At 62.5% G+C, this 21,228-nt stretch carries 15 protein-coding genes and 2 pseudogenes; 3 read left to right on the forward strand and 14 right to left on the reverse strand.

Translation table 11 applies throughout. From position 1 onward, the window contains the following. The first annotated feature begins 112 nt into the window (after positions 1-112). Both B3349_RS20480 and B3349_RS20485 read left to right on the forward strand, forming a co-directional pair. Complete coding sequence (locus B3349_RS20480; RefSeq protein WP_291591552.1) at positions 113-754, forward strand: GntR family transcriptional regulator; 642 nt, start codon at positions 113-115, stop codon at positions 752-754. Positions 755-1,021: 267 nt separating this feature from the next. Next, complete coding sequence (locus B3349_RS20485) at positions 1,022-3,067, forward strand: sensor domain-containing diguanylate cyclase (RefSeq protein ID WP_291591554.1); 2,046 nt, start codon at positions 1,022-1,024, stop codon at positions 3,065-3,067. Positions 3,068-3,125: 58 nt separating this feature from the next. Here B3349_RS20485 and B3349_RS20490 read toward each other — a convergent pair whose 3' ends face one another. Together B3349_RS20490 and B3349_RS20495 are read right to left on the reverse strand one after the other, a co-directional pair. Further along, positions 3,126-3,398, reverse strand: a complete 273-nt coding sequence (locus B3349_RS20490; protein ID WP_291591557.1) for a PsiF family protein — start codon at positions 3,396-3,398, stop codon at positions 3,126-3,128. A 183-nt stretch (positions 3,399-3,581) separates the two neighbouring features. Further along, positions 3,582-4,037, reverse strand: coding sequence for an Lrp/AsnC family transcriptional regulator (locus B3349_RS20495; RefSeq protein ID WP_066534222.1), 456 nt, complete (start codon positions 4,035-4,037; stop codon positions 3,582-3,584). Positions 4,038-4,353: 316 nt separating this feature from the next. Between B3349_RS20495 and gloA the strand changes: the two genes are divergently transcribed. Further along, on the forward strand, positions 4,354-4,809 hold the full coding sequence (gloA, locus tag B3349_RS20500) for a lactoylglutathione lyase (RefSeq protein ID WP_272971194.1): 456 nt from the start codon (positions 4,354-4,356) through the stop codon (positions 4,807-4,809). A gap of 436 nt (positions 4,810-5,245) precedes the next feature. Here gloA and B3349_RS20505 read toward each other — a convergent pair whose 3' ends face one another. The 12 genes and pseudogenes from B3349_RS20505 to B3349_RS20550 form a co-directional block, all read right to left on the reverse strand. After that, positions 5,246-11,068, reverse strand: a complete 5,823-nt coding sequence (locus B3349_RS20505; RefSeq protein WP_291591561.1) for an autotransporter-associated beta strand repeat-containing protein — start codon at positions 11,066-11,068, stop codon at positions 5,246-5,248. A gap of 360 nt (positions 11,069-11,428) precedes the next feature. Next, positions 11,429-12,121, reverse strand: a pseudogene (locus B3349_RS20690) (autotransporter domain-containing protein); the annotation flags it as partial. 42 nt (positions 12,122-12,163) lie between these two features. Then, positions 12,164-12,262 (reverse strand): annotated as a pseudogene (locus B3349_RS20680) (ESPR-type extended signal peptide-containing protein); the annotation flags it as partial. 190 nt (positions 12,263-12,452) lie between these two features. Further along, positions 12,453-12,983 (reverse strand): lysis system i-spanin subunit Rz, encoded by a 531-nt coding sequence (locus B3349_RS20510; RefSeq protein ID WP_291591563.1) that lies wholly within the window; start codon positions 12,981-12,983, stop codon positions 12,453-12,455. After that, positions 12,980-13,450 carry a lysozyme gene (locus B3349_RS20515; protein ID WP_291591565.1) on the reverse strand — a complete coding sequence of 157 codons (471 nt, stop codon included), beginning with the start codon at positions 13,448-13,450 and terminating at the stop codon, positions 12,980-12,982. The genes B3349_RS20510 and B3349_RS20515 overlap by 4 nt, the downstream gene beginning before the upstream one ends. Beyond that, a complete protein-coding gene (locus tag B3349_RS20520) occupies positions 13,447-13,689 on the reverse strand; it encodes a hypothetical protein (protein WP_291591568.1) in 243 nt (80 codons plus the stop codon). Before B3349_RS20520 ends, B3349_RS20515 begins: the two co-directional genes overlap by 4 nt. A 162-nt stretch (positions 13,690-13,851) precedes the next feature. Beyond that, entirely contained in the window at positions 13,852-14,067 is a 216-nt protein-coding gene (locus B3349_RS20525; RefSeq protein WP_291591570.1) for a hypothetical protein, read from the reverse strand. A 19-nt stretch (positions 14,068-14,086) separates the two neighbouring features. Then, positions 14,087-14,755: a DUF4376 domain-containing protein gene (locus B3349_RS20530; protein WP_291591572.1), complete on the reverse strand. Its 669-nt coding sequence runs from the start codon at positions 14,753-14,755 to the stop codon at positions 14,087-14,089. Between the two features lie 13 nt (positions 14,756-14,768). Beyond that, positions 14,769-20,015 carry a host specificity factor TipJ family phage tail protein gene (locus tag B3349_RS20535; RefSeq protein WP_291591574.1) on the reverse strand — a complete coding sequence of 1,749 codons (5,247 nt, stop codon included), beginning with the start codon at positions 20,013-20,015 and terminating at the stop codon, positions 14,769-14,771. Then, a complete protein-coding gene (locus B3349_RS20540) occupies positions 20,012-20,413 on the reverse strand; it encodes a hypothetical protein (RefSeq protein ID WP_291591576.1) in 402 nt (133 codons plus the stop codon). The genes B3349_RS20535 and B3349_RS20540 overlap by 4 nt, the downstream gene beginning before the upstream one ends. Beyond that, positions 20,413-20,874, reverse strand: a complete 462-nt coding sequence (locus tag B3349_RS20545; RefSeq protein WP_272970640.1) for a DUF1833 family protein — start codon at positions 20,872-20,874, stop codon at positions 20,413-20,415. Before B3349_RS20545 ends, B3349_RS20540 begins: the two co-directional genes overlap by 1 nt. Further along, positions 20,871-21,227: a hypothetical protein gene (locus tag B3349_RS20550; RefSeq protein WP_291591581.1), complete on the reverse strand. Its 357-nt coding sequence runs from the start codon at positions 21,225-21,227 to the stop codon at positions 20,871-20,873. Before B3349_RS20550 ends, B3349_RS20545 begins: the two co-directional genes overlap by 4 nt. Position 21,228 lies beyond the last annotated feature (1 nt).

Here is a 21,228-nt window from a genome sequence, read left to right on the forward strand (position 1 = left end):
ATGATCCAAAAAAGGTTGCAGTGAATCGCTCAATGCGCGAGAGTGTACATTATTCATAATTATGAATGCACAACCCGAACCGAAACTGACGAGCCTTTACAATTAGCGGTCCATGTCCCATCCCCCTGCCCTGTTTACCCCCCGTGCTCTGTATGTTGAAGTTGCCGAACAATTGCGGCAGCGCATTTTTCAACGTGCGCTGGAACCCGGCAGCTGGATCGATGAGCTCAAGATCGCCGAGGAATTCGGCATCAGCCGCACGCCACTGCGCGAAGCGCTGAAAGTGCTGGCTGCCGAGGGACTGGTGACCATGAAGCCTCGCCGCGGCGCCTATGTGACCGAGGTCTCAGACACCGATCTCAAGGACGTGTACCACCTGCTTTCCTTGCTGGAGAGCGATGCGGCAGGCGTGGTCGCAACCCTGGCCACCCCTGCCCAGCTGGCAGAGCTGCAGTCCCTGCACGATGAGCTGGAGGCCGCCGTCGACGATGCGGAGCACTTCTTTGCCGTCAACGAGCGTTTTCACATGGCCTTGCTCACCGTGGCCAACAACCGCTGGCGCAACCAGGTGGTGGATGATCTGCGCAAGGTGATGAAACTCAACCGCCACCAGTCGCTGTTCAAGACCGGCCGCATCCATGACAGCCTGCAGGAGCACCGCAACATCCTCCAGGCCTTGCAACAGCGCGACAGCGAAGGCGCACGCTTGGCGATGCAGCTGCATTTCCGCAACGGCCTGCGCGCCGCCGCCTGACACACTCCTTTTTGCGTGCGGGCTGCGTCGTCCCGCGGTAAATGCCACCAATTGTCATCCCGAGCCTCCATTCGGCCCGACGGGATTGGCGGCCCTCTTGCCCACCCCTAAGCTGGCACCGTTGCTGCTGAGCGACGCCCGATCCTGTGCAGCAGCGCACGCACCGCCAGCCTGTGACTACTGTGTGAGCCATGCTGTGTGCGGCGCTGCAGGACTTGGACGCCGCGTCGCATGTCCCCCCACATGCCACCGCACGAAGGAGTCGCGTTGCTTTCGAATTTCTTTTTGCTGCAAGGCCAGCCAGAGCATTTGCTGCATGTGCGGCATGACCCTTTGCTGGTGATTCTGTCAATTGCTGTGGCGATTGCCGCGTCGGTGCTGGCGCTGTATCTGGTGCAAGCCGGCATGCGCGCGCCGGGCCGTTTCCAGCGCCAGGTGGCGTTGCTCTGCGGCTGCGGCACGCTGGGTCTGGGCATCTGGTCCATGCATTTCATCGGCATGCTGGCCCTGGAACTGCCGGTGGATGTGCATTACCACCTGCGCGGGACCCTGGCATCCATGCTCCCCGGGCTGTTAGCGTCCTGGCTGGCGCTGCGCCATCTGCTGACCCCACAGTCCAGCCTGCCCCGGCTGCTGGCGGCCGGCATGGTGGTGGGCATGGGCATCGCGCTGATGCACTACAGCGGCATGTCGGCCATGCACATGTCTGCCGATCTGCGCTACGACCCCTGGCTGTTTGCCACTTCGCTGGCCGTCGCCATGCTGCTGGCCGTAAGCGCTCTGGTGCTGTGGGCCCGCATGGTGCACCGCAGCCAGAGCCCCATCTGGCAGCGGTTGGTGCTGCCCTCTGTGGTGCTTGGCGGGGCCATCACGGGCATGCACTACATTTCCATGTCGGCAGCCCGCTTTGTGGGGAACACCGTGCAGCCGGGCCTGGACGATACCAGCTTCAGCCATGGCCTGGCCTTGCTGGTCATCGGTATCTGCACAGTGATGTTCGGCTTGATGGCGCTGGCCAGCGCGGCACTGCGTTACCGCGGTCTGTGGCTGCAGGTGCAGCGCAGCGAGTCACGTCTGCAGACCATGGCCAGCACCGCAGTGGATGCTGTCATCACCATCGATGGCCAAGGTCTGGTGCAAAGCTTCAATCCCGCTGCCGAGCGGATCTTCGGCTGGAAAGCCAACGACATCATCGGCCGCAATCTGAAGCTGCTGATGCCCTCCGCCCTGGCGGAGCAGCACGATGGCTACCTGGAACGCTATCACCAGAACGGAGAGCGGCGCATCATCGGCACCGGCCGCGAAGTGCTGGGCATGCACAAGGATGGGCGCCATATCCCGCTGCGCCTGTCCATCGGCCAGGCCGATACCCCGGACGGGCCAGTCTTTGTGGGCTTTGCCTATGACCTGACCGAGCGCAAACGCACCGAAGCGCAGCTGCGCATTGCCGCCAGCGTGTTTGACCACACCTGCGAAGGCATTGCCGTCATTGATGCCAACCACTTGGTGGTGGAAACCAACCCTGCCTTTGTCCACCTGACCGGCTTGTCGCGCGCAGAATGTGTACACACGCCGTTCGATGCGCTGTACCAGGGTGCCAAGCCGGCCATCAATATGCCGGCCATCTGGCAGGCGGTCACAGCCAATGGCAACTGGCAAGGTGAAGTCGTTCTGCCCCGCGCCGATGGCAGTGACTGGACGCAGCGCCTGTCCTTGACCGCGGTGCTCAATGAGCACAAGCGACTGACACACTATGTGGCGGTGATCAGCGATGTCAGCCTCCACCCCCGCGCCCAGCTGGCGCTGGAGCACAAAGCCCTGTATGACAGCGTGACTGGTCTACCCAATGAATTGCTGCTGATCGAGCACATCGCCCACGCCATCCCTTCGGCCAAACGCAACAGCACCCAGCTGGCAGTAATCAGCATCGATTTCGACCATTTCCACCGCATCAATGAAATTCATGGGCGCAGTGTGGGGGACGAGCTGCTGGAAAAGGTGGCCTACCGCATCCGCGGCTACCTGCGTGGCGAAGACACGCTGGCGCGGGGGCGCAGTGATGAGCTGGTCGTGGTGCTGGCAGGGCTGAAGGATGAGGAGGGGCTGCACATCATGTGCAACCGCCTGATCGGTGCACTGCAGCTGCCGGTGGAACTGTCGTCCATCGTGATCCAGGTGTCCGCCAGCTGCGGCTGGGCGCTCTACCCGCGTCAGGGGCACACGGCGGCCACTCTGCTGGCTGCTGCCCGCCTCGCACAACACCCGGTCAGGCCCGCGGGCAGTGGCATCACTCCCGCTCCGGCGACAGAATAGCCGCCCCCTGAACAACCGTGGATGCAGTGGGGGGACGTGGGGGAGCCGACTGCGCCGCTTACTTTTTCAGGCATTCACTCATGAAGGCCTTGCGTTCGTCGCCCTTCTTGCCGGTGGCGTCGGCATTGCAGGACTTCATGCGTTCCTGCTGGCGCTTCTTGCCGTCGGACAGGCAGGACTTCATGAACTCCTTGCGTTCATCACCCTTCTTGCCAGTGGCTTCGGTATTGCAGGTGCCCATCAGGTTTTGCTGGGCCGTGGGAGCCTTGTCGGCAGCAGATGCCAGCGAAGCAGCCAGAACCAGTGCGGACAGAACGATGCAGTTTTTCATGGTGTGTGTTGTGTGCAATCACGCCGATGACCGGCGCGCAGCCATTTCAGCACAGCCCCCCCACTCCAGCAATGACAAGCAGAACGGTTTCTGCAAATTTTTGTGAGCACGCTTGGCAAGCAAGGATGGCGCTGGCAGCCAATTGGCTTGAGGTCTGCGCGGACGCCACCCACGCCCTGCTCTTCACACGCCCAACGGCAGATCGGAGCGTTTGAGCGTACGCAGCACAAAGCTGGACTGGCTGTGGCGTATACCTTTGATCTTGTAGAGCTTTTCGCGCAACAGACGCTCGTAATCGCGGGTGTCCTTGACCACGACACGCAGCAGATAGTCGTACTCACCGGACACCAAGTGTGCTTCCACCACTTCGGGGATGGTCGCCAGCACCTCGCCAAACTTCTCCAGCGTGTTGTCGGAATGGCTGTCCAGCGTGACCATCACCAGCACCGTGTCGGCCAAACCCAGCGCCTGGGGGTTCAGGCGCACGGTGTAGCCCTCGATCACCCCGGCCTCCTCCATCCGCTTGATACGGCTCCAGCATGGCGAAGCGCTCAGCCCGACGGCCTGCCCCACCTCCTGCAGACTGGCGCGTGCATTGGTTTGCAATACCGCCAGAATTTTTCGATCCAAAGCATCCATCAGAAAATTTTACCGCATATTCTCAATAAGCAAAACAAAATTCTGTAGCGATTGGCAATTTGAAAATTTGAAGCAACATTTTCTGTAGCACCCGGCGCACACTGACAGCCATGGGAGCGGCGCTGACGATGGCCGCAACACCAGTCACATGACAGCGCTGATAAACCGTCGGCATATGGAGATGTGAAGTACTTCCCCGCCGAAGCACCTGAATCAGGCCGCGACACCTTATCCCCGGTGCCGCGGCCTGCTTGTTTGGACGGTGCCCTGGCGCAGCATGGATGAGACGACTGCAGGCACAATGTGCAGCATGACTATGCGATTCCTCCACACGATGCTGCGCGTGGGTAACCTCCAGCGCTCGATTGATTTCTACACCAACGTGATCGGCATGCAACTGATCCGTACCTCGGAAAACCCCGAGTACAAGTATTCACTGGCCTTTCTGGGCTTTGAAGGCGGCAACCCGGGTCAGGCCGAGATCGAGCTGACCTATAACTGGGGCACCGAAAGCTACGACCATGGCAACGCCTATGGTCACATTGCGCTGGGTGTACCCGACGCCTATGCCGCCTGCGAAAAGATCAAGGCGGCCGGTGGCAACGTGACGCGCGAAGCCGGCCCCGTCAAAGGAGGCAGCACCGTGATCGCCTTCGTGACGGATCCTGACGGTTACAAGATCGAATTAATTCAAATGAATTCAAGGGCTTCCGAACACGACCGCCAAAGCTCCGCCAGTGGTGAGAAATTTGATCCTTTGCGCAACGCTTGATCAAACAAGAGAGCCCCGACACCCACTGTGGTTCCGGGGCTCTTTACTTTTGAAGGCCAGCGACTGTATGTCCGTGTCTTGACGCATCGGTACTGTATTCATATACAGTACCGATATGCGAAGCGAAACAGCTCTCTCTAGGCGCGAGGCAGCCAGGTCGGCGGTGCTTAGCCAGTGGCTGATCTGGACGACAGAGAAAGACCACCCTTCCGGCTTTCCAAGCTCTGAAACCGACTTCTACACGTTCTTCTCGTTCATGCGCAGCTGGCACCCCCACCTGCTCACTGCCGGCCAGTGCGAAGATCAGTCGACCCTGCGGTCGATGATCAATGAGGACGGGTTGCCGTGAGCCTGGACTGTCGCTGCATCCCTCTAGCCAATAAAAACCCCTGCCGGTTTGCACTGGCAGGGGTTTGCACGCAATGCGCTCGGCGCTTTAGAAAGCCCAGCGCAGCTTCACACTGGCAGAGTGGTCGCGCTGGCCGCTGCCCATCTCGCCCTGGTAGCCCAGCACCAGGGCGGCACTGCGCGACAGGGCCACATCGGCCTCCAGGCCCAGCACGGCGGTGTTGCGCGCCAGCGGTGTGCCGGCCACGGTGAAGTTCTGGCCCCCTTCGAACGCCATGGTCTTGGACTGCGCCAGATCGCCAAACGCATGGCGCCAGCCCACGGTAGCACGCATGCGCCCCTCCTTGCCTGCCAGCTGGAAGTCGCTGTGCACCCGCAGGCCCAAGGTGGTGCTGGCCAGGTCGTCGGTGCTGCTGCGGCCCTGCAGCGCGGCAAAGCCGCCGCGCTCGTGGAAGCTACCGGTGCGCTGCTGGCCCAGGCTCACACCCACAAAGGGCTCGAACCCCACCTTGTCGTACTGGCCGATGGCGTAACCCACTTCAGCAAACAGCTGCGCCGTCTGGGCGCTGTAGTCGGCCTTCAGGGTCTGGCCCAGGCTCTGCACCTTGCGCGTGGTCTCGATGTCGTGCCAGGTGTAGGCCAGGCCGCCCAGCACATTGATGCGAGGCCCGGTACCGGTGCCAAAGCTCTTGCCGCCGTACACGGCTGCGCTGTAGCTGTTCACGTCCGATTCGGAGGAGCGGTCTGCCACCTTGCCGTCGGCTTGGGTGTAGCCCAGCGATCCGCCCAGGCGCCAGCCGCTGGTGCCCACTTCTTCGTCCATGCCCAGGAACAGGCCGGTGGTGCGCTGCTTCAGCTGGGCGGCATTGCCGTCGCCGTCATAACGTTGCCAGTGGCCCACCACCTCGGCCCAAGCCGGCAGGGCCTTGGACGACGGCCAGGCGGATGCGGGCAGCGGACCATCGCTTTGCGCCACCGGGGCGCCAGCGCGGAAGCCGGCCGTTATGTTGTTGCGCAGATGCTGGCCGCTGACGCTGGGGGCAAAAGCGCCCAGGCCCACCAGGCTGCCGCCCACGCTGGCCTGCACATCGCCGGACAGGCTGGCAAACACCGCCGCTGGGGCGCCCGTAGGCAGGGTCTGCACATACTTGTACAGCTGGTGGGTGCGCGGCAGACTCTCGATGGCTGTAGCCGCAGACGCCTGGTTGGGCGTCTGTGCCTGGCTGGCAAATGCGGTGTCGTTACGCTCCAGGGTCAACGTCACGTCAGTGGTAGTGCCACTGGTCTTCAGGTAGTCCAGCCCCACATTCAAGTAGGCAAAATTCGATGCAGCAGCACTGAAGGTACCGTTGATCTGGCTGGCCTGAAGGATGGTGTAGGTCTTGCCCACCTGGAAGTCGGAAGCCGCATTGGATTCGTTCCCCACATGCAGCACGCTGCCTGCCAGCGTGGCCGAACCGGCCACCTTGATCAGGCTGCTGGCAGAGGAATTGGGGTCTGCCTTCACTTGGTATGTGGCGCCTTGTTCCAGAACCAGATCGCCGGCTACACGCAGTGTGCCGTAAGCTGCTGACGCATCCCCCGCAGCAATAGTGGCGCCACTTTGCACGGTGACAGTGCGACCTGCACTACCAACGCTGCCTGTACTTGCCAGCGTGGCGCCACTGGCCACTGTCAAGCTACCGCCCAGCTTGCCGTTACCGCCCAGCAGCAGCAAGCCATTGGCAATCAGCGTGCTGCCGTTGTAGTTGCTGCTGTCCCCCGTCAGCGTCAAGGTGCCAGCCCCCGTCTTAGTCAGGCTGCCGCTGCCGCTGATGGCCTGGGCCATGGCAGCATCGCTGGCCTGGTTCAGCTCCAGTGCCGCGTTGTTGGTGATGGCACCGCTAGCCAGGTTGGTGGCGGAAGCCATCAGAGTGCCTGCACTGATCACGGTCGTACCCGTGGAGCTGTTGGCACCTGCCAACGTCAGCTTGCCCGCACCGGTCTTGGTGAAGGTTCCGCTGCCGCTGATGGACTGGGTCAGGGTGGCATCACTGGTCTGGTTCAGCTCCAGCGCAGCGTTGTTGCTGATGGCCCCGCTGGCCAGGTTAGCGGCGGAAGCCACCAGAGTGCCCGCGCTGACGACCGTCTCTCCAGTCGCCGTATTGGTACCTGCCAGCGTCAGTTTGCCCGCACCGGTCTTGGTGAAGGTGCCGCTGCCGCTGATGGATTGGGCCAGTGTGGCATCGCTGGCCTGGTTCAGCTCCAGCGCAGCGTTGTTGGTGATGGCCCCGCTGGCCAGATTGGCGGAGGAAGCCACCAGAGTGCCAGCGCTGATCACGGTCGTACCCGTAGAGGTGTTGGCACCTGCCAACGTCAGCTTGCCCGCACCGGTCTTGGTCAGGCTGCCGCTACCGCTGATGGCCTGGGCCATGGCAGCATCGCTGGCCTGGTTCAGCTCCAGTGCAGCGTTGTTGGTGATGGCACCGCTGGCCAGGTTGGCGGCGGAAGCCACCAGAGTGCCAGCGCTGATCACGGTCGTACCCGTAGAGGTGTTGGCACCTGCCAATGTCAGCTTGCCCGCACCGGTCTTGGTGAAGGTGCCGCTACCGCTGAGGGACTGTGTCAGGGTGGCGTCACTGACCTGGCTCAACTCCAGGTCGGCATTATTGATGATGGCTCCACTGCCCAGATTGGCCACGGAAGCGACCAGCTTGCCAGCATCGATGGTGGTGGTGCCGCTGTAGTTGTTGGCTCCCGTCAAGGTCAACGTACCCGCGCCGGTTTTGAGCAAGCTGCCGTTGCCAGTCAATGCGCTGCTCAAGGTAAAGCTGTTTGCGGCATCGGCAATGTCAATACCGCCACCCGTACTGCCAAGCCCCCAGTTGCGACTGCCATTGCTGGAAAAAGCCGTGCCGGTGACTTGAACGGTGCCGCCATCCAGAGTCAGCGCGCCGGAGCTGTGACCAAGGTTGCTATCGCTACTGACCGACAACGTGCCTGCTGCTACGGTGGTGCCACCACTGTAGGTGTTGCTGCCGTTCAGCACCAAAGTACCCGCACCGGTTTTCTTCAGCCCATCACTGCCAGCAAGCACGTTGTCCAATGTCGCCGTCCAGGCGCTGCTTGCGCCGCTGCCGTCGCCCACGCGTATCTCTATCGGAGCTGCATGGCCGGCATCCGCCACCAAGGTCAGGGCATCACCATTCAAACGATAGCCATCACTGGCAAATTGCAGACCGGTGGCTTGGACGGCCCCGGCGGTACCGTCCAACGTGACCGTACCGGAGGTGCCTCCAAAAATTGCAAAGCCTGGCTGGGGCAGCATGGGTGCGGTGAGGCTGCCTGTGGCATCGGTCCATACTGCCGCCGTGTTGCTCCAGGTGCCAGAACCACCGCCCATGGCTGTGCTGGATGCCTGCCCATTGGCGTTCCACACATTCAGCGTCAAGCCCTGTGTGTTGATCAGATTGATCTTTTTGTCGGCAGTCAGAAACTGAATGGTGGAGCTTGTCGGTTTGGCGGCAAAGCCGCCATTGCTCATAGTGAGCGTCCCGCCATAGTCAAACAAACGATACAGCCCTGGGCCGAAGCCGCCAGCATCAGCCAAGCTCAGCGTCACACCATTGAGCTCCAGATTGCCTGTCACGCTCACGCTGGTGCCTTGCCCCGGGGTCTGGAAATCAGCGCCCGGCGCGCCCAGTGCCATCGCCAGATGGCTGCCCTGGGCCATGTTCAGCGAACCAACTGTCAGGGCCCCTGTTCCATTGCTTGCACCTGGAGCCAAAGTGGCACCGGCTTGAATATCGACATGGCCTGCCAAGGTGCCGCTGCCGCCCAAAGTGGCACCGCTGGCCACCGTCACCTGGCCGCTGGCCAGGTGACCGGTCGAAGCCATCTTCAGGCTGCCGCCGTTGACCAAGGTGTCGCCAGTGAAGGTATTGTTGCCACCCAGTGTCAGAGTTCCCGTGCCTTGTTTGGTCAGGCTGCCACTGTTACCGCCGATGACTCCGTTTAAGGTCAGGTCGCTACTACCCTGCACATTGAGGTTACCAGCAAGGCTGATGGAGTTCGACAAACTGACAGCGGTGTTGCTTTGAAGTGAAGTGTTTGCGGCGGCGCTCAGTGCTCCGCTACCCAGGGCGGTACTAGAACCCACCACCAGCGTGCCACCATTGAGCTGGGTGCCGCCAGCGTAGCTGTTGGCACCACTGAGGGTCAGCTCACCTGTGCCGGTCTTGGTCAGGCCGCCTGCGCCGTCGATCACCCCACCAAGGGTCAAGTCATCGTTGCCTGCCAAGGTCAATCCTGCATTTAAGTGCAGCGCATTGCCCAAGTTCATCGATGCAGTTGTGGCCAGCGTGGCGCCACCGCCGACGCTCAGATCACCGGTACCGATCGCACCTGCGTTGCCCAGGGTCAGGGTACCGCCATTGAGGCTGGTGCCACCGGTATAAGTGTTCGCTCCGGTCAGGGTCAGGTTGGCTGCACCGCCCTTGACCAGGCTGCCGGTACCCTCGATGACGCCTTGCAGCGTCATGTTGGACAACCCGCCCACCGCCATCGCGCCATTGAGGGTGATAGCGTTGGCAATGGTCACGGCAGAAGCCGCATCCAGCGTGCCCCCGTTTGCGATCAGACTGCCCTGGCTAAGCCCACCGGCATTGCTGACATACAGGGTGCCGGCGTTGAGAATGGTGTCACCCTGGAAGGTGTTGGCAGCTGCCAACTGGACGATGCTGTTGCCATTCTTGATCAGGTTGCCGGTGCCGCTGACCACGCCACTCAGACTCAGGTTGTTGGGGCCGTTGAGGGTTAGGTCGCCGTTGAGGTTGACCAGATTGGTGAGCGTGACGCCCGAGCCCGGCACGGTCGTCGCGCCCAGGGTGGTACCAGCGGCGGTCGTCAGGGCTCCAGTACCCAAGGCGCCATAGTTGCTGACCAGCAGCGTACCGGCGTTGAGCGCAACGCCGCCCCCGTAGGTGCTGTTGCCGCCCAGGGTCAGCGTGCCAGCACCGTTCTTGGTCAGACTGCCGCTGTTGCCACTGACATTGCCAGTGAGGGTCAGATCGTTGCTGCCGGCCACGGTGACGTTGCCGCCGAGCGCCACATTGTTGGTGACGATGCGCGCCGCATTGGTATCCAGCGTGGTGCCGTCCGCAGCCTGCAACTGACCACTACCCAGTGCAGCGTCGCTGCCGATGATCAGCTTGCCGGCCTGCAGTTGCACACCGCCGCCGAAGGTATTGGCTCCACCCAGGGTCAGGTCGCCAGTGCCTTGCTTAATCAGTTGCCCACCAAAGCCTGAGATGGTGCCGCTCAAGGTGGTCGCATTGGCACTCGCTAATGCCAGGGTATTGCTATTCAAGGCAATGTTGTTGCCAAGGGTGACCGCTGCGGTGTTGGTGAGCGTGGAGTTCCCCGACACGCTCACCGTGCCGCTACCAACAGCTGCGGCATTGTCGAAAACCACATTGCCGCCGCCCAGCCCCAGACCACCGGAGAAATTGTTAGCTCCGCTGAGAACCAGGACGCCCGTACCCTGCTTGTTCAATGTGCCAGTGCCGGTGATATTGCCAGCCAGGTTCACCGCGTTAGCACCACCCTGCACATTCAATTCTGCGCCCAATGTGATGTCGTTGCTGACCACCGTAATCGGGGTCGTGAACTCCAGGGTGGAGGCTCCGGTCACCGACACGGCCCCGCTGGACAGCGCTCCGGCACTGACCAGCGACAGGGTGCCGCCGTTCAGGGTTACACCACCGGTGAAGTTGTTGCTAGCATTATTCAGGAACAGGGTGCCGGTGCCGGTCTTGGTCAGCGCACCGCTACCCGTGATCTGACCGGCGAGGGTCAGTACATTGCTGTCCCCCGAAACCTTCAAGCCATTGCTGCCAAGCGAGAAATCATTACCCACGGACAGGCTGGGCACTTGTGAGGTCAGTGTTCCGCCATTGGCTGATACTGATCCTGTCCCGAATGCCAGGGCGTCGCTGATTTGAGCGATACCACCGTTCAACTCGGTGCTGGTTGAACCGCTGATGATCGGCCCCTGAATGGACCAAGTACCACCATTCACCACTAATTTGCTGAAATTTTTGTAAGTGGTAGACGATACGCTGCCGCTGCCAAAAGGTGTGTTGCCAAAGCCGTTTTGCAAGACCAGCGTATTGGTGCCGCCTACGCCACCATCGACAGTGCCCGTGGCAGCGAAATTTATGACGCTTCCGCCAATATTGACATCGACTGCCTGACCAGAGCCCCCCGTTCCACTGACTGAGGAACCAGTTGTAGCGATGAATTGATTGGTGCTATTTTCACCCAGCGAGACGCTACCGGTTATCTGCCCTGAATTTTCAAAGACATTGCCATTCAATGAACTGCCAAGCGCAACCCTTCCAGTGATGGTGCCAGAATTGTTGACGTAGACTTGTGCGCCGCCATACGCAGCTATTACACCAGCATCGGCTGCGGGCAAAGTCCCTCCTCCTGCGAGGCTTGAAGTCCCCATCGTGCCGGTATTGGTGATGTTGGTCGTTCCGCCAGTACCGTTTTGTACTGCCAACGCCATACCTGTCAAAGTATTGAGCGACATGCCTCTTGTGCCCAACATGCTGCCGTTATTTGTAACGGTCTGGGTACTGGCGGCCGCATTACCCATCCTTACCCCTGTGGACTGTATCGAGAGGCCGCCGCTACCTAGCACGTCAGGAGCGATTGTGCCGTTGTTGGTAAGCGTGATGTTGCTGCCTGTCAGCGTCAACGCAGTTCCGCCAATGCCCAAAAGAGTGCCCAGAGTGGCGCCAGGATTGACGGTGACTTGAAGGTTGTTAGCTCCATTGGAATAGCTTGGCGCTAGTGGGTTAGCTGCCCCCGAGCAAGTGACATTCGAGCCTGCAGTGGAGCAAATAGCATGCGCACTGGTCGACACTGCGGCTGTACCAAATAACGTGACGATAGCTGCTACCACCAAATGGAATCGCATTTGGTGATGTTGTTCGGGTTGTCCACAAGCACTGCTCTCGCTAGCGCAGTTTGCCCCGGAACAGCGTGCGGTTTCGGGCGCAGCCACCCAGGTACCCAGTGTGGCGTTCCAAATGCTCCGATAAATTCGATTCATGCTCATGCTCCCTCAGTGCGCTTGTTGTTATCCATAGTGGTGAGCACCGTCATCACTGCTATGAAATAAAAAATGCGATAGCAAATTACAAATGTTTGCAATTTACCGCATGTTTGTTTCATCGCGAATACCAAAACATTGGTATTTCTGACAACTAGCTGCAATCCAACACCAACTCAGCCCTTGACAGTCAAAGCTAACCTGGATCCGCGCCTGCAGTCACCGTTACGGGCTGCTGGCACTGCTCAGCGTACCGCTGGAGATATCTGAGTTTTGCTGAGTCCTCTGCGATGGCGTCTCGGAGATCGAGAACACGCTCTGATACGCCTGCATCGAGCGTGATGGTGTCATCGCCCACGCCGCCGGCGGCGGCATCTGCGGGGCCAGTACCACTGGGTTGATCGGCGTAGCGGGTGATGATGCGCACCCCGCAAGTGCCAGCGCGCACGCAATCGCGCAGGCGCTGTGTTTCAGCTTTCGCATGGTTCAGATCCTCGGTACTTTTCTTGTCCGCAGCAGCCAGGGCCAATCCGGCCTGGCGCTCATAGGCCCTCACCGCATCCGCTGCGGCACGGGTTTTGATCGCGATAGCGGCCAGCACGCCCGCATGGTCCTGCCGGAGCTGAGACAGCGCAGCATCCGACCGCCAACCCTGGGCGGTCCACCCCACGATAAAGGCCCCGGCCAGCACCAGGGCCGCCATGATGGCTTTGCCGCGGCCCGTCATGCCAGCCCCCCTTCGCAGAGCTGGCGCTCAGCCGCCCGGCGGCGCACCAGACCCGGCAGCTGCTTGCCGCCGGCGTAGGTCCAGCGGCTCAGCTCGGCGCACGCCCCATCCATATCCCCGGCATTGGCCTTGCGCACCAGGGTAGAGCCGCAGAATGCCCCCTCCCCCACGTTGAAGGCGAACGACAGAAACGCCGCCCGCTGGCCATCGGTCAGGGCCTGGCGGATGCAGCCCAGCGCGTCTGCATGCTGGGCCAGGTCCTGATACAGCATGGCTTCGCACTGCTCCCTCGTGAAGGTCTGCCCCATGCGCAGCTCTGGCCCGGTGTGGCCGGTGCACGCCGTCACGATGCCTATGGGGTCACGGTACGTGCGGTGCACAGTCCCCTCATGCGTGGCCACGAACGGCACCACAGCCGCCGCGGCTGCTGCACCGATGGCGGCGATCAGCTTTTGCTTGTAGTTCATTTCGGGTAGATCCCCCCGCGTGCCGCGTTCCAGGCCGCAGCCAGGGCCACGCCCAGGGCCACGATTGCGGCCGTGGGGCGGGCCAGCTTGCCCAGCCAGTTCAGCACCTTGAACGCCCCCTTCATGGCGCCGAAGAACTCCAGCAGATCCGCCAGCTGCTGCTTGAGCTCGTGCAACTCTTTGCGCGTCTGCTCCAGTTCCCGCGCGATAGACCCCTGACCACGCTCAATCTCAGCCATGCGTGCGCTGCCCGCATCGAACCGGCCATTCACCTGCTGCATCGTGCGCACCGGCAGCTCGTTTCCCCACTCATCCTGCATACACCCCCCTTACCCCCCAGCCAAATTCCTGGAAGGAGTCCTCAAAAACCTAAACTCTTGGTTGCCTCGCGCCGGCTGCCGTCAGCCCTTGGGCTCCACATCCGTCACCTCTCCTGCAGCGCGGCCGCCGTCGCGTGGGGCTGCTGCCCCAGCCTCGTAGGCCTCCAGCGCAATGGCGTTCATCAGCTGCTGCAGCGTGGCCTGCAGGCCCGCCGACAGCTCGGGCGTTATCTTGTTGCCCACGTTGGCGTTCAGCACTTCGGCCAGGCGCGGGTTGATCGCGTTGTCGTTTTCCATCTATGGCTCCTGTTCGTGTTCAAGCGGCGGCTTCGATCTCTGCGGGCTCTTGCGTCCAGCTGATGCCCGCCACCTCCTCCGCCGTCTGTGCCGTCTGGATCTGGGCGTAAATTTGCCGGCTGCGCTGGTGGATGCCGTCGGTGTGAGCCAGCAAGGCAAAGCCCACCGCAATCACGTCTTCAGCGCCCAGGTCCACCGTGGCGTTGTCGGCCAGGGTCCAGCGGATGCTGTAGGGCTGTGCAGCATCCTGGGCGATCTTTGCGGCCATGGCCGCGCCCACGATGCGTGCACGGCTTTCCGCATTGCTGTCAAAGCGCCCCAGCCCGGGCATATCAAAGCCGCCACTTTCCAGGGCATCGCGCTCAGCCTTGATCTGTGCCCACTTGCGGGCCTTGGCAGTGTCGATATCGTCGGCCGCAGGATCTGCGACATACACGCCACCGGCAAACAGGCCCTCTTCTTGCGCCGCCAGGGCGCGCTCCAGCGAGCCCACCGGGTCTTGCACATCCAGCGCGCTCAGCGGCAGTACGGGGTACTCCTGCCACAGCAGGTACGCGTCCTGCGCCTTCTCGGCACTGGGATACATGTGCACCTGCACCTTGATGGCCAGGTCGACCAGCTCGGACTTGACGATGCGGTGTGCGGCCGACACTCCGTTGGGCGTGGGTATGGTTTTGAGAATAGCCATGGCTACCTTTTGGTTAACGATTAACGATGAGGGCGTTCAAGGTCAGTGACCTGATCTGACGCCAAACGACATCCGCAGGGCTATTGCTCACGCTGCGGACCTGTATCAGCACTTGAGAGGAAGCCGTCATGGACCCATTGGCCACGCATCCGGGGATAGCGAATGGCATGGGTGTGGCATCTAACGACGACTGAAGCGCCGTCCCCGGCAGCACTACGAGCATTGCCACCACACCACCGACAACCACCTGCAGTTCTGCGCTATACAGATACTCTTTCGGAGGCCTGATATCGGGCAGACTGACGAACACATAACTTCCGGTTCCAGACAGCACCGCAGACTTGCCCGCTGCCAAGGTGAACGTCATGACGGTGCTCCATGCGGTGTTTCTCCAGATCGTGACCGTCCCACCTGTGAACGTCTGGCTCTGGCTCACGCTGCCGGGAGCCAGCTGAGCCATCTCGATCACGTTGAGCTTGTTCAGGCGCAGGCCGTTGGCCTCGTCGTATGACAGGTCGCTGCCCAGCTGGAACATGCGCGTCGCGCCGGTGGCCCCCAGGTTCCAAAACGAGGTGTTCGCCGCGTTCTGGATGCGCCCCGCTGTCACTGTCCCCAGGTTCGCCGCAATAGCGCTCAGCGAGGCCACGCTGATCTCGGTCGCCGTCACAGCGCCGACAGCGAGTTGCGCCGCCGTGATCGTCTTGGCTGCGATCTTGGCCGCCGTCACTGCCGCTACCGACAGTTCATTGGCCGTCACGGAGCCTGCGGCAATCTTGTCCGTGGTCACCGAGTTGGTGGCCAGGTGCGAGGCCGTGATGGAGCCCGCCGCAATGCGGGCAGCCGCCAAGGTGCCCGCCGTGATCTTGTCTGCGGACAGATTGCCGATCATGGCGTTGACAATGGCGCCGTCCTGGATTGCGGCCGTGCCCACTGCGATGGCATTGGCAGCGATCTTGGCGGCGGTGATGGCGCCGTCGACGATCAGTTCGGCCGAAGTCGCTTCTGCAACCCTTAGCTTTCCGACGCGGAGATAGGTAGCTGCGCTACCCTCGTCGATATAGCAAACGACCCGGGCACTCGTGGTGGTAGCGGGCGCTGTGGCTTGAAGGAACACCTGCCGCCAACCCGCGCCCACAGCAGAGTCATTGAAATTTGCCTGCGAAACCACATTTCCCGCCGGGTTGTACCAGAGGATCGACACACGCCACGAACCTGCGGCGTTCGACCAGACTGCAGTACGAAGCGTGTAAACCGCAGAGTGCTTGACAGGGAACGACGTTGATTGCACCCCGGCAAGGACGCCTGCAGTAGTACCCACGCGGTATACCCCGAGCACTTTCTTACTTGCCGTACCAGCGTTTTGGTTGGGCTCGTTGGAAAGAAGCTGGACTGAAGCACCCGCCGAGGTCCACATACCCAACTCCATGTACTCGGGGTCGGGCACCAGGGTGCTGGCGTCTGAGATCACCATCTTGCTGGCGGTGATCGCCCCCGCCGCAATCTGCTCGGCATTCACTGCCCCTGCAGCGATAGCCGCCGCCGTCACAGAATCAACTGCCAGCTTGGCTGCCGTGATGGCGCCGGCCGCAATGGCCGCGGCCGTCACCGCATTGGCTGCCAGCTTGGGGGTGCTGATCGCACCATCCGCAATCTGGGTGGCCCCGATCTGCCCTGCCACATCCGCCGCAGCCGTGGCCGCTGTGTATTTGCTGCCATCCCACCGGTATAGCTTGCCGCCATACACGATGGTGCTGGTGCCCTTGACCGTGGGCAGGGCCCCGCTTGCAACGATGCCCACCGGCTCAATGCCGCTGGCAAACTTGGTCGCGTCCACAGCCTGGGCCGCCAGCTTGTCTGCCGTCACCGCGTTGTTGGCCAGGTTGCCCGCCTCCACCACCAGCGCGCCCAGGTCACTGTTGCCGACCCTGCCCACGGTCAAGGTGACCGGCCCGGCAGGCTGCTGCGATTCCACGCCGTCGACCGTCTTCCACTTGGCCCAGAAACGGTAGGTCTTGCCCAGCTCAACGGCCGCCGTGGTGATGTGCTCCGGCCCGGCCGCCGCCAGGCCTGCAGCGGCAAACCCAGGGTTCGGCACCTCCGCCGTGACCTCAGCCACATAGAAATTGCTGCTGGCATGGCCATGGCCTTGCTCATAGGCAGGGAGATCCGTCTGCAGCGTGGCACTGGTCAGCGCGGCAGAGGCCTCGAACCCGGTGGGCGTGGGTGGCGGCGTCAGGTCCGGCTGAATGATGTCATCAAACACCCCGTCCAGCTGCACCACGGTGCGCACCACTCCCGGAGCCAGAACCCCCGCCGTGTCGATCGCACGCAGCCCAAACGTCCACTGCCCGGCTTCCGGCTTGGTGGTCTCGAACTGGGCGGTGTAGATATCGTCCGCAACCCCCAGCGGCTGCATGCCCTCCCAGCTGACCTCAGTCAAAGGCACATCACCGGGTAGGTAGCGGATCTGCACCCCGGCCAGCGCCGCGGGCTTGTCGCCCGAATAGGACCACATGAACCGGCGCAGGCCCCCATCCACCTGCATCACAGCGAATTCCCCGGGGTTGCGGGGCGGCACCTGCGTCGCCGTCGTGATGTACAGCAGCGCAGCCGACTGACCGACACGCCCGCCAGGACTGAAGGGCCGCACCTCGATCAGCCACTCCCCCGCCCCATCGATGCGGAACGTGGTGCGGGTGCCCGTGGCATTGCCGTCGACCAGGCGCAGTTCGCTGCCGTCACGCCCCGCCCAGACCTGGGCGTGGTCGTAGTCGCCATCCACCTCCCACTGGACGTGCAGCTCATACCACTCGGTGTCGCCTTGCACATTGACCTGCTCCTGCACGCGCAAGTCGCGCGCGGTCGGCCGGCCCAGTTGCGGGATGCTGCTCTGGTTGGGCGCGGGCACATAGGTGCCGTTGAGCACGTAGTCCCAGAACTCAGGCCCTTCAGGCACGCAAGAGACGGCAGCGCCGGACAGGTCGCTCTCAGGCTCAATACCGGTCACGCGCACGCGGTAGCCCGGCGTGGGCTTGAAGTCCGCACACCAGAGGGTGTCGTGCGCGGGGTTGTCCAGGCCATCCCCAGGGAACGCCACACCGGCGGGCCACTCGCCCACCAGCTCCACCACGTCCGAGGCCTCGGCCATCGGCACCATGGGCCACACACGGTAGTCACGCTCACCAGGGATCCGCAAGCCCATGTGCGGCGTGGCCAGCGGCGGCACGGCCTCATCCAGCTGCAGTCGGATCTTGCCGTCCACGATCTGCGCCGCCATCACACGGCCGCCAAAGCCCCACTGCGTCAGGTCATGCGAAACCGACAGCAAGCTCAGCCGGCGGTAGTCCAGGTGCTCTATGTCCGCCTGAAAATGCACCGTCTTGAACTGATACAGGCTTTGCGCCAAGTGGTAACGCGCCAGCACGGCGGCATGCGCCTCACTGGTTACGCCTTCGCCCGTCACCCGGGCCGGGTTGAGCATGGTGGTCACGCCCGGCGCCGTCACGCGCAGTGTCTTGGTCTCCCAGGTGTTGCGGTCCAGATACTGGTACTCGATGCCATCAGCCGCATTGCCCAGCACGTAGTCCACGCTGAAGCCGGCTTTCTTCATGTTGGCCATGTTGACCACGGCGCTGATGGGCTGGCCGCTGCTCACAAAGGCCACCGTGGGTCGGCTGCCATCGGTCCAGGTGAACTGGCCCATGCCGGCCAGAGCCACTTCGTCGCAGAACTGCTGCAGGGACATCTGCTGCGTCACCCAGCGGTCATAGGTGTAGCCCTTGGCCTTGCAGTGCAGCATGAAGGCTTTGAGGCCTTCGATGTCGATCTGCTCGTCCGACATGCCATAGCCCCACTGCAGCACATCCTTGCCATCGCGGTCCTTGGCGTACACGCCGCGCAAGGTCTGCAAAATGATGGCGCCCGGGTTGCTCAGCCCCTCCTCACGGGTGGTCGCAGTCGCCCATGCCAGCCCATCCCACACCGGCAGCGGGCGGGCGCGGTAGGTGGCACGCAGGGTGTCCAGGCTGCCAGACAGCTGGCCCGTGGCCTTGATCTTGATACCTATGCGGCCCCACTGGCTGTAGTCGGTGGTGTCGGCCTGGATGGTGCGCAGCGATGTCCAGGCCACCTGGCGCGTGGTCTTGTCCGGGTTCGGGCCGTCCAAGCGGCGCATGCGCACCTCATACTGGCCCGAAGGAACGGTTTTACCGAAGGTGGCGCGCCGGTTCTCTGTCGTGTTGTTGCTCAGCTGCTTGGGGGCAAAGAGGTTCTGCCACGCCGTAGTGCCAACAGCACGGTACTGCGCCTCCAGGTTCAGGTAGGCCCGCTTCAAGCCCTTGTTGCCCTGGGTAAAGAGCTGGTACTCCAGATCCACATGCAGGCCCACGGCACCGGCGGAGCTGGTGCGCGTCACCCACGCAGTGGTGTCAGGAAGCTCGCCACCGGCGATGGTGTCCACGTTGCTGTACAAGGGCACGGCCACGCTGGGCATGCCGCTAAAACCGTTGTGGAACACGCTCACATCGGTGTACGAGGTGATGGGCGTATCACCGATGGCCAGATCCGCTGCCGTGTGCACATTGATGCCACCCAGCAAGACCACGGACATGTACTGGTCTTCCCCTTCAGGCCAGGTGTAGGACTGGCTGGCCAGGTCGGGAGAGACACGCATCTCACCCCACAGCACCGGCAAAGGTTCATAGAGCCGCGCACTGTTGCGCTGGCCGCTCAGGCTGTAGACCTGGCGCGCAGCGGCCACATCGCCGACTTTGGGCACCTTGGGGCCCAGCACCTTGTTGATCAGCATGGAGCCGGCAATGACAATGCCGGCCTGGATCGCTGCCAGCGCAAACCCGGCAGAGGCAGCCACGTAGGTGCCACCCATGGCGCCGTACAGCCCAGCGGCAAGACCACCAGAGAAGTACGTTAGCGCCGCAATGGCCACCAACGCCACGGCCTGCTTGGCCACCACGGCACGGCAGGCAATGTGCATGCCGTGCTTGGGGTAGACGTGGGCCCACATGGCGCGCGGCACCATGGCCCCACCAATGCTCACCACCCAGGCGCCCGATTCGATGCCGGGCACGTGCCGGCCCAGGAACACGGCCAGGCTCTCGCCGGGCTGCAGATCCGCCGGCACATTGCGCTGCCCCTCCTGCGTCAGTGCATGCGGTGTCACCACCAGGCGGCCCATGGCGTCCAGCAGCTCGGCCGGCATGCCATCCACGGCCGCCACAGCAGCGGCTTCAGCGCGGGTCATTTCCATCGGTAGTACCCCTCGACCGTCAGGCCCAGACCCGACAGCTCTTGCAGCCGGTGCAACGTGCTGCCCCCCTGCATCCAGGCGGCCACGTGCAACACGTACGGCGTGTAGTTCAGAAAAAAGTAAGTGCCAATATGGCCTGCATGCGTACCGCCCACTTCGCGCATCAATACGGCATCGCCGTCTTGCGGGCGCTGCACCGGGTCGGCCAGCTGGGCAGCCATGGCGGCGATCTCCCGGGCCTGGGCAGCGCTGTCCAGCGGGCGTGGCCGGCGGCCTGGCAACAGCACCGCACGGCCAAACACCTGCTGCTGCACCTGCATGGCCAGGTCGGCGCAATCCATACGGCGCGGGTCATAAGCAATGCCCACCAGGGCTTCAATGCGTTCGAGCATCAGAAAATCCCCGGCAAGGTGAAAGGCGTAGCCATCTGCTTGCAGGCCGACTGGCGGGTGACCTCGTCCACACTGCAACTGGCCTGGGCACTTGCGCCGCTGATGCTGACGCTGGACATGGGCAGCCAGAACACATGCTCATGCCGGTCAGGCGTATCGCGGCCCACCACGATCAGCTTGGCCATGGTGGTGGTGCCGGGCTGGCGGCGCTCCAGCTCATCGCTGACGCCGCGGCCCACGTTGTCCATTGCCAGCTGCATGCGCGGCGCGCTGCCGCTCACGTCGTCAGGCAGATCGAAGCCAAAAGGCAGGCCGATGTAGGACTTGCCCTGGCTCACAAAGTCCTGCACGTCGTTGCAGATCAGCATCGGCTCGGAAAAGCTGGGGTTGCTCACCTCCAGCAGCTGGATGAACCCAACGTCATCGGTGATGCGCTGGTTGCGCGTGCGGAAGTCGGTCATCGCAGGTACTCCAGGGTGACGGAGCGCTTGCTCTGGGCGTACCCGGCAATCGTGGGCACCAGCTTGCCGATGGCGCCATCCTTGAAGCGGCCGGTGCGCACAGTGCCAGTGCGCGGGTCCACCCAGTCAAAAAAGCCAATGCGCCGGATATCGTTGAAATACCAAGTCTCAAACCTGCCCGCGTCTTCCGCGCTGTCAAACAGCAGCGCTGCACTGACGCTCACCACCACGCGGCTGGTGCCAATCCGCATCTTTGGCAAGCCGCGTTCCATCTCGCTTTTGACCACGCCCGGATCAAATTCTTCGCCGGCCTCATCCAGCAGCATGGTCACGTAATCAGGTAGCTGCGCCATG

This window comes from Comamonas sp. UBA7528, from assembly GCF_002479375.1.
In the GTDB taxonomy this organism is placed as follows: Bacteria; Pseudomonadota; Gammaproteobacteria; order Burkholderiales; family Burkholderiaceae_C; genus Comamonas.